The sequence below is a fragment of the Pseudomonas sp. MPB26 genome (assembly GCF_046605355.1).
GTDB lineage: Bacteria > Pseudomonadota > Gammaproteobacteria > Pseudomonadales > Pseudomonadaceae > Aquipseudomonas > Aquipseudomonas cedrina.
The window spans coordinates 5,907,261-5,921,855 of the sequence record NZ_CP176793.1 but is presented as its reverse complement, the minus strand read 5'-3'; the positions used below and the strand labels follow the sequence as shown (position 1 = coordinate 5,921,855).

Annotated in this window: 14 protein-coding genes; 6 read left to right on the top strand and 8 right to left on the bottom strand. The window is 63.4% G+C overall.

The genetic code is table 11. From position 1 onward, the window contains the following. Positions 1-73: 73 nt before the first annotated feature. Entirely contained in the window at positions 74-1,144 is a 1,071-nt protein-coding gene (locus tag ACLH0H_RS26990; protein ID WP_411380396.1) for a GGDEF domain-containing protein, read from the top strand. Between the two features lie 866 nt (positions 1,145-2,010). On the opposite strand, the gene ACLH0H_RS26985 is transcribed toward ACLH0H_RS26990, so the two are convergent. From ACLH0H_RS26985 to ACLH0H_RS26975, 3 genes are all read right to left on the bottom strand, one after another. Continuing rightward, the gene (locus ACLH0H_RS26985; RefSeq protein WP_411380395.1) at positions 2,011-4,191 is read right to left on the bottom strand and encodes an ATP-binding protein; all 2,181 of its coding nucleotides are present in this window, start codon (positions 4,189-4,191) and stop codon (positions 2,011-2,013) included. Positions 4,192-4,344: 153 nt separating this feature from the next. Next, a complete protein-coding gene (locus ACLH0H_RS26980) occupies positions 4,345-5,196 on the bottom strand; it encodes a CAP domain-containing protein (protein WP_411380394.1) in 852 nt (283 codons plus the stop codon). Between the two features lie 81 nt (positions 5,197-5,277). Then, a complete protein-coding gene (locus ACLH0H_RS26975; protein WP_411380393.1) occupies positions 5,278-6,492 on the bottom strand; it encodes an MFS transporter in 1,215 nt (404 codons plus the stop codon). A 112-nt stretch (positions 6,493-6,604) separates the two neighbouring features. Here ACLH0H_RS26975 and ACLH0H_RS26970 point away from each other — a divergent pair, with 112 nt between their 5' ends. Continuing rightward, positions 6,605-7,513, top strand: a complete 909-nt coding sequence (locus ACLH0H_RS26970) for a LysR family transcriptional regulator (RefSeq protein WP_411380392.1) — start codon at positions 6,605-6,607, stop codon at positions 7,511-7,513. A gap of 20 nt (positions 7,514-7,533) precedes the next feature. Continuing rightward, positions 7,534-8,199, top strand: a complete 666-nt coding sequence (locus ACLH0H_RS26965; protein ID WP_411380391.1) for a GNAT family N-acetyltransferase — start codon at positions 7,534-7,536, stop codon at positions 8,197-8,199. 164 nt (positions 8,200-8,363) lie between these two features. Here ACLH0H_RS26965 and ACLH0H_RS26960 read toward each other — a convergent pair whose 3' ends face one another. Beyond that, positions 8,364-8,957, bottom strand: coding sequence for a TetR/AcrR family transcriptional regulator (locus ACLH0H_RS26960; RefSeq protein WP_411380390.1), 594 nt, complete (start codon positions 8,955-8,957; stop codon positions 8,364-8,366). 81 nt (positions 8,958-9,038) lie between these two features. Between ACLH0H_RS26960 and ACLH0H_RS26955 the strand changes: the two genes are divergently transcribed. Next, a complete protein-coding gene (locus ACLH0H_RS26955) occupies positions 9,039-9,638 on the top strand; it encodes an NAD(P)H-dependent oxidoreductase (RefSeq protein ID WP_411380389.1) in 600 nt (199 codons plus the stop codon). Between the two features lie 2 nt (positions 9,639-9,640). Here ACLH0H_RS26955 and ACLH0H_RS26950 read toward each other — a convergent pair whose 3' ends face one another. The 3 genes from ACLH0H_RS26950 to ACLH0H_RS26940 form a co-directional block, all read right to left on the bottom strand. Beyond that, complete coding sequence (locus tag ACLH0H_RS26950) at positions 9,641-10,030, bottom strand: hypothetical protein (protein ID WP_411382470.1); 390 nt, start codon at positions 10,028-10,030, stop codon at positions 9,641-9,643. Positions 10,031-10,061: 31 nt separating this feature from the next. After that, entirely contained in the window at positions 10,062-11,318 is a 1,257-nt protein-coding gene (gene aroA, locus ACLH0H_RS26945) for a 3-phosphoshikimate 1-carboxyvinyltransferase (protein WP_411380388.1), read from the bottom strand. Between the two features lie 78 nt (positions 11,319-11,396). Further along, entirely contained in the window at positions 11,397-11,951 is a 555-nt protein-coding gene (locus tag ACLH0H_RS26940; protein ID WP_411380387.1) for a UPF0149 family protein, read from the bottom strand. A gap of 185 nt (positions 11,952-12,136) precedes the next feature. Here ACLH0H_RS26940 and ACLH0H_RS26935 point away from each other — a divergent pair, with 185 nt between their 5' ends. Together ACLH0H_RS26935 and nudC are read left to right on the top strand one after the other, a co-directional pair. After that, positions 12,137-12,949 (top strand): crotonase/enoyl-CoA hydratase family protein, encoded by an 813-nt coding sequence (locus ACLH0H_RS26935; protein WP_411380386.1) that lies wholly within the window; start codon positions 12,137-12,139, stop codon positions 12,947-12,949. A gap of 5 nt (positions 12,950-12,954) precedes the next feature. After that, positions 12,955-13,788 (top strand): NAD(+) diphosphatase, encoded by an 834-nt coding sequence (nudC, locus tag ACLH0H_RS26930; RefSeq protein ID WP_411380385.1) that lies wholly within the window; start codon positions 12,955-12,957, stop codon positions 13,786-13,788. On the opposite strand, the gene ACLH0H_RS26925 is transcribed toward nudC, so the two are convergent. Continuing rightward, on the bottom strand, positions 13,756-14,535 hold the full coding sequence (locus tag ACLH0H_RS26925) for a TSUP family transporter (RefSeq protein WP_411380384.1): 780 nt from the start codon (positions 14,533-14,535) through the stop codon (positions 13,756-13,758). The two genes, nudC and ACLH0H_RS26925, sit on opposite strands and share 33 nt — an antisense overlap. Between the last annotated feature and the right edge of the window lie 60 nt (positions 14,536-14,595).

Sequence of the window (14,595 nt, the reverse complement as noted above, 5' to 3'; positions counted from 1 at the left end):
GGATCTCATGAATGGCCTTGGGCGTGGGCAGGATCAGGATTGCTTTATAGAGGAGCAGGTGCGAACTGACCGTTTGCATCAGCTCTTCCGGCAGTCTTTCGCCGCCATTTTCGGCAGCTACATAGCGGCGGTGATGCTGTGCTGGCTGTGCTGGGATCGCTTTGATAGCCAGGTCATCCTGATCTGGCTGGTGGTGCTGGCAGGCTCATCACTGTTGCGCGTGAAGATGTTCGTGGAATGGTTTCGTTGCCCAGAGGCCGAGCGTACGCCAAGGCGCTGGGAGCGCCGTTACTGGATCACATTGGTGCTCTCCGCCGGCATCTGGGGCCTCGGCGCCCTGGCGGTGATGCCTACCGATGACCGCTTGTCCCAGGCGCTGGTCATGCTGTTTACCGTGGGCATGTCGGTCGGCGCGGTTTCCTGTTACTCGGCTTATCGCTATATGTCGCTGGTCTCCATGGGCCTGGTGCTGTTGCCGTGCACCCTGTGGTTGTTGGTCCAGCCCTCTTCGATGCAGGTTGGCGTGGCCATTGCGGTGCTGGTGTTTTCGACCTTTGTGATCAGTGCCACACACAAGTTGTCCGATGCCCTGGAGAAGGCGTTTCGCCTGACCCGGCAGATGGAGCGTGCGCATACTATTTCCACGCGCGCCGCACAGACCGATGAACTCACCGGCCTGATGAATCGTCGCGCGTTTTTCCATCATGCCCAAGTGCTGTACGAGCGCTGCCGCCATCACCAGCAACCGCTGTGTGCGCTGATGCTGGACATGGATCACTTCAAGGCGATCAACGACACCTATGGCCACCAGGCCGGGGACCAGGTGCTGCGCCAGATTGGCGGGGTGATCACGGCCTCGTTCCGCCAGGCCGACGTCTATGGCCGGCTGGGCGGCGAAGAGTTTGCGGTATTGCTGCCCAACACCTCGCTGGAAACCGCGCGGGCGATTGCCGAACAACTGGTCAAGGCGATCGCCGGCCTCGCCTGTGAACCCGTGCATGGGTTGAGCGCCAGCCTCGGCGTGGCGCACACCGATGCTCAGGACCAAGACCTGCACAGCCTGATGAACACCGCCGACAAGGCGCTGTACCGCGCCAAGGCCCTGGGTCGTAATCAGGTGGCGGTGGCGGCCGAGCAGGGCTGAGCCCAAGGCGCCCTAAGCTTTAATGTGTGTGTCGAGCGCAGAGGCTGCGAAGGCGGCGGCACTGCTGGCATTTTCTTCGCCTGACCCACCGCTTTCGCAGCCTCGCTAAAGCTCGACAGCTCCCACAGGGGATCGCTGTGTTGCTTGGATTTGCGGCTTAGCGGCTGGCCCCATTTTCAGCAGCACCGCCGCTCAACTGTGGGAGCTGTCGAGCCCCAGCGAGGCTGCGAAGGCGGCGGCATTGCTGGCATTTTCGTCGCCTGACACTGCGCTATCGCTGCCTCGCTAAAGCTCGAGAGCTCCCACAGGGATCGGCTGTGTGGGTTGCATTTGGCGTGTGGCTGCGGGCGCTTTCTCAGCAGCGCCGCAACTCAACTGTGGGAGCTGTCGAGCCCCGGCGAGGCTGCGAAGGCGGCGGCACTGCTGGCATTTTCTTCGCCTGACACTGCGCTATCGCCGCCTCGCTAAAGCTCGAGAGCTCCCACAGGGGATCGCTGTGTTGCTTGGATTTGCGGCTTAGCGACTGGTGCCATTTTCAGCAGCACCGCCGCTCAACTGTGGGAGCTGTCGAGCCCCGGCGAGGCTGCGAAGGCGGCGGCACTGCTGGCATTTTCATCGCCTGACCCACCGCTTTCGCAGCCTCGCTAAAGCTCGACAGCTCCCACAGGGGATCGCTGTGTTGCTTGGATTTGCGGCTTAGCGGCTGGCCCCATTTTCAGCAGCACCGCAGCTCAACTGTGGGAGCTGTCGAGCCCCGGCGAGGCTGCGAATGCGGCGGCATTGCTGGCATTTTCATCGCCTGACAGTCCGCTATCGCTGCCCCGCTAAAGCTCGAGAGCTCCCACAGGGATCGGCTGTGTGGGTTGCTAGAGCATCGCCTTGGCCAGCGCTCGTGCCACCTGATCGGCGGAGTAGGGCTTGGGCAGGAACTCGAACCCTTCGTAGCCGCTGTCGGCCAGCTCTTCGCTGTAACCGGAGGTGAGTACCACCGGCAAATCCGGGCGACGTTCACGCAGCAGCCTGGCCATCGCAACGCCGGTCATGCCTGGCATCACCACATCCGAGAAAATCCCGTCGAACGCCAGGGCGTCTTCGCCGGCCAGGGCGAGGGCCTGTTCGGCATTCGTGGCCCATGTAGTCTGGTAACCCAGGTCCTGCAGGATCTGATTGGCGAAGCGGCCCACTTCCAGGTTGTCCTCCACGATCAGGACGTGGTGCTGCGTCGTGTCCTGGAGCTGAGGCTCATCTTCCTGAGGGAGAGGGTGCTGCTCTGCCTGCGGCGTTACTTCGGGCAGGTACAGGGTAAAGACCGCGCCCTGGCCGAGCTGGCTGGCCACGTCAACGTTGCCGCCGGACTGCTTGGCAAACCCGAATACCTGGGACAACCCAAGCCCAGTGCCTTTGCCGACCGCCTTGGTGGTGAAGAACGGCTCGAAAATATGCTCGAAGGCGTCAGGGGTGATGCCGTTGCCGGTGTCGGCCAACGAGATGCTCACAAACGGTTGCTGGGACGCTTCATCGCCTCGGATGCGCGGCATTCCTGCAACCTTGGCGACGCGCAAGGTCAGGGTGCCTTGGCCGTCCATCGCATCCCGGGCATTCAGGGCGATATTGATCAGCGCGGTTTCGAACTGGCTGGCATCCACGCGCACATGGCAAGGTTGCTCGGGCAATTGCACTTGCACATGAATGCGTGCGCCGGTGACGCTTTCGAGCATCTCGCCGATGTTGTGGACTCGTTGGCCCGCATCGAAAATTTCCGGGTTCAGCGGCTGACGTCGGGCGAAGGCAAGCAGTTGACTGGTGAGTTTGCTGGCGCGCTCGACGGTGTCGGACACGGCGCCCATATACCGTTGGCGCCGCTGCTCGGAAAGCCCAGGCTGGCGCAGGAAATCCACCGATGAGCGAATGATGGTCAACAGGTTATTAAAGTCATGGGCCACACCGCCGGTCAGTTGGCCAATGGCTTCGAGCTTCTGGGACTGGCGCAACGCCGCTTCGGCCTCGGTGAGCGCGGTGGTGCGCTCCTGCACCCGTTGCTCCAGGGTGGCGTTCAGCTCGCTGAAAGCGGCGAGGCCTTCGCGCACGGCAGCATCGGCCCGTACTCGCTCGATATGGGCCCAGGAGCGTTCAGTGACTTCGCCAACCAGCGACAGGTCATAAGGCGACCAGGCCCGCGCCGCTTCGTGGTGCACCGACATCAGGGCCGTCAGGCGGCCATCCTTGATCAGCGGGAAACACACCGTCGCCAGCGCCCCCAATGCCTGGTAGCTGGCGGCTTGCTCGGGCGGGAATTCGACGCGATTGTCCTGCACGACCAGCGGCTCGCCCGCGCGTAATTGCTGTACCGCTCGATCACCGAACGACGCCAGGCTGTAACGCCCCACAATGCTCGGCGAACCTGGCGCCGCCCAGTTGCCGCGAACGGTAAAACCATCTTCGTCGGCATCCATGTCGGCGTAGGCGCAATTGGACACCTGCAGCTGCTCGGCCAGCAGGCGCGTCGTGGTGGACATGATGCTGGCGGCGTCGGTGGCATTGGCCACGGCGCTGCCTATGGCGTCCAGCACGGCCAGGCGGCGGTTGAGGAAAACGGTAGCGGTGGTTTCAGTGACAGTATCGAGCATGCCCACGACCTTGCCTTGAGGGTCGCGGATCGGACTGTAGCAAAAGGTGAAGTAGGCTTGTTCAGGCCCCACGCCGCGCTCGATCAGCAGCGGGAAATTCTCGATATAGGTGGCATGGCCTTCGAACGCGGCGTTGGCGATGGGGGCGATCTCGGCCCAGGCTTCGCTCCAGATTGCGCTGAACGGACGCCCCAACGCGTAGGGTTTGTCGCCCAGGATCGGACTGAACGCGTCATTGTAGAGCGTGATCAGTTGCGGCCCCCATACGATGGCCTGGGGGAAACTTGAGGCAAAGCACAGCGCGACGGTGGTCTTTAGCACATCCGGCCACTGCTCCAGCGGCCCCAGGGGCGTACTCGCCCAGTCATGCTGGCGAACCCGCTCAGCCATGTCGCTGCTACTTTGCAGCCAATTCATCATTGCAAAACACCTTGTTAACCACGGTCTTGTCGGTTGCCTGACGGGTTCAGGCTGCCAAGCTACAGACCGGGTTGGCGGCCATCGGTTCCGGGACAATTATCCACGAGATGGCTATTTGATGTCTCCTTCGGATGAGTGAATTGGCCAACGTCCTTATTGCGCGCCGAAAACCGCCGTCCAGTAGATCCCCGCGTCGCTCTTTGGGTCCATGGCGTACGCCGCGCCCAGTTCGCGAAATTGCGGGTTCATCAGGTTGGCGCAGTGGCCGGGGCTGGCGAGCCAGCCGTCGACGACCTTGCGCGGTGTATCCAGGCCCGCAGCGATGTTTTCGCCAATATTCTTCGCGATATAACCGGCCAGTTCGGCGCGATCGCCGGGGGTACGCCCGTCGTGGTCGAGGTGGTCGAAGAAGTTGCCGTTGGCCATGTTGCGCGTGTGGCTGTTGGCGGCGCCGGCCAGGTCGTCATTCCAGGACAGGGGTGTCGTCGCGGTAAACCCCTGGGTGCCGCACTGACGCGGTTGCGCGCGGGCGCTGTTGATCAGGTTGAGCAGTTGCTTGCCTTCGGTCTGCCAGTCGCCCAGGCCGCTGGTGAGCAGCGGGCGGGCGAGCACGATGCGCCAGTCCTGGCCGCTGTTGCTCACGCCGATATCGACGAACTGCGGGTCCAGCACCACGCGGCAAAAGCTTTCGCGCACCGCCTTCATGGCCGACTGGGCATCCTTGGGCCCGGACAGACTGATCGCCTGCACGTTGACCATCGGGTAAGCGGCCCGCGCCAGTGCCTGCTGCAAATCGCCCACGTTGTTGGCCGGCAGCACCAACCGCGTATCGCTGGCCAGGGGCGGCAGTTCCTGAGAGCCCTGGTCGCCGCAGCGTTGCACCTGGCTGCGGTATTGGTTGACCTGTTGTATCAACTGACTTTCTTCATTCGCCATCGCGCTGGCGCAGAACACCAGGCTGGCGGCCAGCGTCGTAAGACCCATCATCAATGACAGAACGCGCATGGACGTTACCCTTGAGCTTGAAAGTGCCCATGATGCGCGATGTAACCCGGTCTGGCGCAACGCCTTTTTTGTTTTTTTGCCTCAACGGATGTTCTGCGGGGCATTCAACCCCGTGATGCGGCCAGATGCCATTGCACTGGCCAGCAGAATCAAACCCAACGCCACGCCAAAGGTCAGATGCATGCCGTGGGCGACCGATTGCGCGGTTGCATGGGTCACATCCGGGGTCGCCCAGGCGAACACCGCCCCCAGGGCCGAGGTGCCGAAGATCAACCCAAGGTTGCGCGACAGATTCAACAGGCCTGCGACCGTGCCGCGACGCCCACCTTCCACGTCGCTCATCACCGCCGTGTTGTTGGCCGCCTGGAACAGGCTGTAGCCGCAGGTCAAAATCACCAACCCGCCCAGGTACATCAACAGGCCCGAAGCGATTGACAGCAGCAGGGCGCCACAGGCCAGCACGCCCAACCCGGCAAGTGTCACGCGGCGGTTGCCGAGACGGTCGGTCAGGCGGCCGGCCGGTACGCCGCTGACCGCCGCGACACAAGGGCCGACGGCCATGGTCAGGCCCATCCACGCCGGCTTGAGCCCCAGGCCATGGGACAGATAGAACGGCCCCACGACAAAGGTGGCCATGATCACGGCGGCCACCAAGGCACTCATGGCCAAGCCGGCTCGCAACGAAGCGTCCTTCAATGAAGACCAGGCATTCGGACCCTTGGATGAAAGCGCGTGCGGACGGTCAACCGGTAAACAGCGCCAGGCGAGGACCAGCGCCAACCCCCCCAGCGGCACGCCCACCAGGAAAATCGCACGCCAGCCCCAAGTGCCCAGCAACATACCGCCAACGCCTGGCCCCATTGCGGTGCCGACGGCCGACATCGTACCCAGCAAGCCCATCACCCGTCCGGTGCGTTCACGGGGTACCGTGTCGCCGACCATGCCCATGGCCATGGCCATCATGACTGCCGCGCCAAGCCCCTGCAGGATGCGCGCGGCGACCAGCCATTGAAGTGATGGTGCCATGCCGCACAATCCGCACGCCGCGGCGAACAGGCACAACCCGGCGAGCAACAAGCGCCGCCGGCCCAGTCGGTCGCCCAGGCGTCCGGCGCTCACAATCACCGCCGTGATCGCCAGCAGGTAAGCCAGCACCACCCACTGCACGGCGTGAAACGATGCATCAAATGCCCTCGCCAGGCTGGGCAGGCCGACGTTTGCGATGCTGGTGCCGAGGGAGGCCAGCAACATGGACAGGGACAGGCTGGAGAGGCTGCCGCGTGAGGCGTTCTGCATGGGGAATCCTTGAGTGAAGGCAACTGTCACAAATTTACGGTGTGCCCTACCATGGCGGAAGACGCATGGCTTGCAGCTCACACATGCGCGTGACGCCTGATAAGGAATGCCAATGCCTGATTTCAATCTGCTGGTCACCCTGGATGTATTGCTCGCCGAAGGCAGTGTCGCTGCTGCGGCCAGACGCTTGCGCCTGAGCCCTTCGGCCATGAGCCGCGCGCTGGCGCGGTTGCGCGAAACCACGGGCGATCCGTTACTGGTACGCGCGGGTCGCGGCCTGGTGCCCACCCCAAGGGCGCTGGAACTGCGCGAACAGGTCAGCCGTCTGGTGCAGGACGTCAACGCCGTGTTGCGCCCCGTGCATGTCCTGGACATGGCACGGGTGGAGCGCACCTTTACCTTGCGCACCAGCGAGGAGTTTGTCGAAAATTTCGGCCCGGCGTTGTTGGCACGCATCGCTCAGGACGCACCCGGCGTGCGCCTGCGGTTCATCAACAAGACCGACAAGGACAGTGCATTGCTGCGAGAAGGCAGCGTCGACTTGGAAACCGGCGTGGTCGACCGCACCGCCAGCCCGGAAGTACTGACCCAGGCGCTGTTCCGCGACCGTCTGGTGGGCGTGGTGCGCAGCGGCCATCCCCTCAGCCAGGGCAAGATCAGCGCCGAGCGCTATGCCCGGGGCCAGCATGTCTATGTGTCCCGGCGCGGCCAGGACCGTGGCCAGGTCGACGACGCGCTTGAAGCCCTGGGCCTCACGCGGCAGATCAGCACCGTCGTCGCCGGGTTCGCCACCGCCATTGCCCTGGCCCGCGACACTGACCTGATCGCCAGCGTGCCAGAGCGCTACACCGCCCACCGACGACACGGCCTGCACAGCTTCGCCTTGCCCCTGGAACTGCCGGACTTCAGCGTAGCGATGCTCTGGCACCCACGGCTGGATGCCGACCTGGCCCATCGCTGGTTGCGCGGATGTTTGCGTGAGGTGTGCGCGGTGCAACAGGTACAATCGCCGCTGCCTTGATGCCAAGCCCAGGAATTTGCATGTTCAGCCTTACCCGCTACACCACACCGTGCCCCGAGCCAGTCAATGGCCAGATCCTGCAGATGGTGGTGGATAATCTCACCGACATCAGCAGCGTGGCACTGCCGCCGAGTAACCTGCTGTACAACATTTACCAGTACGCCATCGGTTTTGAGGTGCATCTGTACCTGGAAGCGCTTGATGGCTCCAAGGGTATTGCCGTTGAACTGGTCGTGGCGATGGACGACGAAAAACTGCTCGGCTTTTGCCTGTATCTACCCGTGAAGGACGACCCTCAAGCCTGCGGCATCGCGTTCATGGCGGTACAGGCCGGTTTCCGGCGCCAGGGCGTGGCGCGACGGATGATGCAGGACGTACTGGCCCGCTACCCCCATGCCGAGCTGGCGTGCGCGGTAGAGAAGGTTCCGGCGTTCGAAGCCCTGGGCTTTAAGCTACGCGGCGCGCGCGGTACCCAGGTGCTGATGAATACCCGCGACTACGGCACCGATGGGCTGATGGGCGTGCTGGATGTATCGGCGATCTACAGTTCGTTGGAAGTGCGGCAGATCCATACGTACCTGCTGCAAAAACATGGCAAGCGCGCGATGGCGGATGCCGAGAAACAGCGCGATCGGCATCTCGATCAGTTGGCGCGCAAGGTGCGGCTGTTTATTGCCGGGCGTTAGCCCCTGCCTGGCCCCAGCAGGGTCTGTAGTGAGCGGGCTTGCCCGCGTCGGGTGGCGAAGCCGCCCTAATCCAGTCACCACCGAGCTACAGATAAAACCGTGTCGCCTGGTTTGGGGCGGCTTCGCCACCCAGCGCGGGCAAGCCCGCTCACTACAAAGGCGGCTTACTTATGCGCGCGGTTGACCATTGCCAGGATGGTTTCCAGCAGCTCCTGCTGCGCCTCTTCACGGCTGATCTCGCCGCTGGCCGCTGCCTGGGACAGCTCTTGCGCCGCGCCCAGCATCGCTCGCAGTCCCGCCTGGGACACGCGGCCAAAGGGCGACAATGCATCGCGGCACTTGTCGAGAAAGATCGCCTCGTACTCGCGCTTGAGGCTTTCCAATTCCGGTGAGCTGCTCAGCGCCGCAATCACCCCCGGAATTTCCCGGCCCTGCAACAACACGCACTCCACATAAGACGCGGCGATGACCCAGGCCCGATCCTCAAGGTTCGCGCCGCTCGCTTCGATGCGTTCGCTGAACACGCGGTCCTGGCGCGCATCGAAATCCCGATACAGCGCGGCCAGCAACCCGGCACGGCTGACGAAATGGTCATAGACCACCGGCTTGGTCACCCCCGCCAACTCCGCCAGGCGGCCGAGGGTCAGGGCTTCGGTGCCTTCATCGCGCACCAGTTGCCAGGCGACGTCCAACAATTGGCGCAGGCGATCTTCACGGGACAGGCGACTACGGGGAGCAGGGGCTGAAGGACTTGACATGCTTATATACCAAAAGTAACTTAAGAATAACTTACTAAACGTAACTTAAGCCCAAGCCTAACGCCAAACGGAGTCAATGTCATGCACGCACTGATCGTTGTTGCCCATCACGACCCGCAATCGCTCACTCACAGCGTGGCCGCGCAGGTGGCCGCCGGGCTTGCCGCAGCGGGACACACCTACGAAATCGCCGACATTGCCGCCGAAGGGTTCGACCCGCGTTACACTGCCGCCGACCACCGGGTACACCGCACCCACGCAACGCCACCGGCCGACGTGCTCGCCGAACAGGCACGCATCGACCGCGCCGACGCCCTGGTGCTGGCGTTCCCGATCTACTGGTGGTCGCTGCCGGGCCTGCTCAAGGGCTGGATCGACCGCGTATTCGTCAACGGCTGGGCCATCGAGTACGGGCCCGATACGCCGGTGGTGAAAAAGCTCGGGCACTTGCCGGTGCACCTGCTCGCCTTGGGCGCAGCCGATGACGATGCGTTTGACCGGCATGGTTATGCCAAGGCGATGCGCACGCAAATTGACTACGGTATCTTCGATTACTGTGGCGCGAAGGTGGTGACCTCCGCGTTGCTGCTGGACTCGGAGAGCGGCGGGGCGCACGCGCATCTGCAAAAAGCCAGGGCTATTGGCCAGGGTCTGTTCCAGGCTGAAACGCTCGCCGATTAATTTCAACCTTCGCGAAACAGGTCGTGGGCATCCAGCAAGCGGTAGGCAATTTCCGGGCGTTTCTCCAGGCTCCGACGGATCGCGGCCGGGATGGATTGGCGAGTCTTGCGGCACATGCCCGGCAACTCGTCGATCACGATCTGAATCCCGCGCATGCTCTTGACCTCGGTATGACCCGGCGCGATATGCACGCGGATACCCAGCAGTTCATACATGCGCTGCTGCATGTGTTCCAGGTCTTGCAGGCTTTTGAGGTCTTCGAGGCGCTCGAGCAGTTTCTTCTCTTCGTGGCGCGTCAGGTTGAGGATGCGCAGGTCCGCGCCCGCGGCTTGCAGCAGCTGTTCGCGATCGCAGACGCAGGCGCCGGGTGGGCAGGGTTGGCGAATTGTCATGTGCATTGCCCCCCGTTCCGACGCCGCTGGATCAATAGCTCAGTTGGACCCCAAGACTGCCCAGGGCCTTCCAGTACCCAGGATAGGTCTTGGCCACGCAGTCCGGGTCCTGAATGCGGATACCCGACACCTTCAGCCCGGCCAGTGCGAAGCACATGGCGATGCGGTGATCGGCATGGGTGTCGATCAGCGCGTTGCACGACGTGCCAGCCAGGGCAGGGTCGCTGGCGACCAGCAAGTCGTCGCCTTCGATGCTCGCCAGGCCTGGACGGATCCCATTCAAACCGTCATGCAGCGCCTGCACGCGGTCGCATTCCTTGACCCGCAGGTTGGCCAGCTCAGTGAAACGCACCGGGGTGTTGTTGAAGGCGGCGAGCACCGCCAGCGTCGGGATCGCGTCCTGCATTTGCGAGCCAACCACCGTGGCCTGCATGTTGGGGAATTGTGCGATCACGGCCTGGGCCTTGGCGTCGGGCTGGGTGAAGTCCTGCGCGGCCACGCCGATGTCGATGTGGCCAGCGGTAAGCACTTCGGCGGCCCACAAGTAAGTGGCGGCGGAGGCGTCGGGTTCGATCAGGTAATCATGGGCGGTGTAGCCGGTCGCCGCCACACGCCAGGTGGTGTCGTCGACCGCTTCAACCTGGGCGCCGAAGGCACGCATGCAGTCCAGGGTCAGGTCCACATAGCCACGGGCGCCGATGTCCTTGCCGGTCAGCGCCACTTCAATCGGCGCTTCGCCGCATGCGGCGAGCATCAGCAGGGCGGAAACATATTGGCTGGACAAGCCGCCGTCGATCTCGAAGCGCTTGGCCTTGACCTTGCCCACCCCGTGCACGGTGACCGGCGGGCAACCGCTGGGGCTGTCGACCTGGATGCCGTTCTGGCCGAGGGTCGCGAGCAGCGGGCCGATCGGGCGTTTTTGCATGTAGCCGTCGCCGTCCAGCACCACGGTACCTTCCACGGTTGCGACAGCTGCGGTCAGAAAGCGCATCGCGGTGCCGGCGTTGCCGAGAAACAATGGCTGCGCCGGCAGTTGCAGCTTGCCCTGGCCTGTCACCACAAAGGTGGTGTCGTCCGGCTCGTCGATGGTCACGCCCATTTGGCGTAGGGCCACCGACATGTGCCGGGTGTCATCACTCTTGAGCGCACCGCTCAGGCGGCTGGTGCCCTTGGCCAGGGCCGCCAGCAACAAGGCGCGGTTGGTGATGGATTTGGAGCCGGGGGGTGCGACCTTGCCGTTGAGAGGGAAGTTGGGCGGTGTGACGGTCACGGTTTTCTGCGAACTCAAGGTACAGGGCTCCTGATTCAAGGCAAGGTCTGCGGGCGGACCCGAATAATCGGCCAAAGCGGCGGTGCTTGTCGAGGCTTAGCGCAGGCTCAGCCAGTAATCATGCAGGGCCCGCGCGGCCGGTTCGATCTCGCTGACGCGCTGCTGGTGCGCCGGCACATTCAGGTCGGCCGGCAGTTCGAAGTTGTCCTGCTCGGCGCACCACGACATTTTCTCCAGCGCCGCGGCCTGGGCGGCGGGCAGTTCTGGCCAGTTGCCAATGGCGGCGCCACGGATGTAGCCAAAGCACCACTCTTCGGCTAGGGTCACGAGTTGGCCCTGGTGCTCGGTTTCATCGAAGCGTGCCTTGAAGCCCTTGGCATCGATGGCCAGTTGCTCGGCCAGGGTGTTGATATGGCGCACGCACAGTTCGAGAAAGCCTTGCGCTTCGTCCGTGTTGTCCCACTGCGGGTTCTGACCGCCCCAGATGGCCGGGAACCACTCGGCAACATCGACCTGCATCGGGCTGGACACCAACGCGGTGAAGTAGCCGTCGAGTTCGGCCAGGTTCAGCACCGACTGGTCGTCGCCGTACTTGAGCAGGACGTTTTCGATGCATTCGAATTCGGCGGCGGTGAGCGGGTGGGTGTGCATGAGGATATCCTTTAAACGTCGAACGCCGCTGATGGGGCGGCTCAAAGCGCGAAGGATGGCGCGTGCGCGGGGTTTTATCCAGCGGATTTTCCGCCACCTTAGCCAGTCCCGCTTTTGGCCGATGCGCCCTTGCGCTCCCTTGTTATAGTTCGGCCCTCATCACTCGCCAGTCAGGGATCACTGCCATGTCCGAATACCAAACCTTCGTCGTCGAACTCAGCGGCAACGTTGCCCATGTGCAGATCAACCGCCCGGAAAAGATCAATGCCATGAACACGGCGTTCTGGACCGAGATTATCGACATCTTCCAGTGGGTCGAAGACACCGACGCCGTGCGCGCGGTGGTGCTCAGCGGCGCGGGCAAGCATTTCTCCTCAGGGATAGACCTGATGATGCTGGCCTCGGTGGCCAACGAATTCGGCAAGGACGTGGGCCGCAACGCGCGCCTGCTGCGGCGCAAGATTCTTGACCTGCAAGCCTCGTTCAACGCGGTCGACAACTGCCGCAAGCCGGTGCTGGCGGCGATCCACGGCTACTGCATCGGCGGCGCCATCGACCTGATCAGCGCCTGCGACATGCGTTATGCGGCCGAAGATGCACAGTTCTCCATCAAGGAAATCGATATCGGCATGGCCGCCGATGTCGGCACCCTGCAGCGTCTGCCGCGCATCGTCGGTGATGGCATGTTGCGCGAGCTGGCCTACACCGGTCGCCAGTTTGGCGCCGAGGAAGCGCGCAGCATCGGCCTGGTCAATCGCGTCTATCCCGATCACGCCAGCCTGTTGGCCGCCGTGATGGACATCGCCCGGGAGATCGCCGCCAAATCGCCGATTGCGGTCACCGGCACCAAGGCCATGATCAGTTACATGCGTGACCATACAATCAACGACGGCCTGGAATACGTTGCCACCTGGAACTCGGCTATGTTGCAATCCAACGACCTGCGTGTGGCCATCGCGGCCCATATGAGCAAGCAGAAACCCGAATTCGTGGATTGACCGACATGACCCCAGGCTGGATTACCACAACGCTGCTGGACAACGACACCCCCGGCGGCTGGGCCGTTGCGCGCAGCCGCGACGGCTTTTTGCATGACCCCAACGGCCCGCTGTTCCCGCGCGAATGGCTCAAGCGCCAGGACCTGCCGGTGTTTGCCGAACACGGCATCGGCCACCTCGACGGCGAACCGGTGTACCTGCTGGAACTCGACTCGGCGGCATACGTGCCGGGTTGCAGTTGGCAGGGTTTGCGCGGCTTCATGCTGCAAGGCGATCACACCCTGTACAAGGTGCTGGGGTACGCGGCGCAGATCGGCACCTGGGCGCGCGAGCATCGGTTCTGCGGGAGTTGCGGCCAGGCCATGGTGCAAGTGCCACGCGAGCGCGCGATGTATTGCCAGGCCTGCGACCTGCGCAGCTACCCACGGATCTCGCCGAGCATGATCGTGCTGGTGACCCGTGGCGACGAGATTCTGCTGGCGCGTTCGCCACGCTTTGTCACGGGCGTGTACAGCACGCTGGCGGGGTTTGCCGAGCCGGGCGAATCGGCCGAGGAGTGCCTCATCCGCGAAGTGCGCGAAGAGGTCCAGGTGGAGGTGAAGAATATCCAGTACATGGGCAGCCAGTGCTGGCCGTTTCCCCATTCGATGATGCTGGGCTTTCACGCCGAATACGCCGGGGGCGATATCGTGCCCCAGGCCGACGAGATTGAAGACGCGCAGTGGTTCAACATCCACGACTTGCCGCCGCTGCCGGCGTCACGTTCGATTGCGCGTTACCTCATCGACCTCTACCTGGCCCGTCGCTTAGGCCACGCTGAACCAGTGCTGCCAGGCTAGGCGTACGGTCAGGCCGAGGACCACGGTGATAAACACCGGGCGAATGAATTTGGCGCCGCCGCTGATGGCGCTGCGTGCGCCAAAGAATGCGCCGCACATCACCGAAATGCCCATCGCCAGGCCGACGATCCAGTCCACTGAGCCGTTGAAGATAAACACCGACAGCGCCGCCGCGTTGCTGACGAAGTTCATGCTGCGCGCCACGCCGCTGGCTTTGACCAGGTCGATCGGGTGCAGCAGCATGGTGCTGACCGTCCAGAATGCCCCGGTGCCGGGACCGGCCACGCCATCGTAGAAACCGAGCCCGAACCCCTGGGTGGCTTGCCACTTTTTCTTGATCGGCGCTTCGGCGTCCAGCGGCGCCTTGGGCGTGCCGCCGAACAGCAGATACACACCGCAGGCGAACACGATCACCGGCAGCATCTTGTTCAGGGTTTCGGCGGGCAGGTAATGCGCAACCACGGCGCCGGCCAGCGCCCCTATCAGCGTACCGACAATGGCGTGCACCCACTGGCGCGGGTGGAACAGCTTGCGTCGGTAGAAGGTAAAGCTGGCGGTCGCCGAGCCGAAGGTGGAGCTGAGTTTGTTGGTGCCCAGCACCAGGTGCGGCGGCATGCCGGCGGTGAGCAGGGCGGGGGTGGTGAGCAGGCCGCCGCCGCCGGCGATGGCGTCGATAAAACCGGCGATAAAGGCAACCACCGCCAGGATGGCGAGGGTGGTGAGGTCTACGCTGAGTTCGATGGGCATGGGCAGGGCTTATTGTTAGCGGGGCACAGCGAAGAGGCTGCACCAAAGGCCTGCATCTTA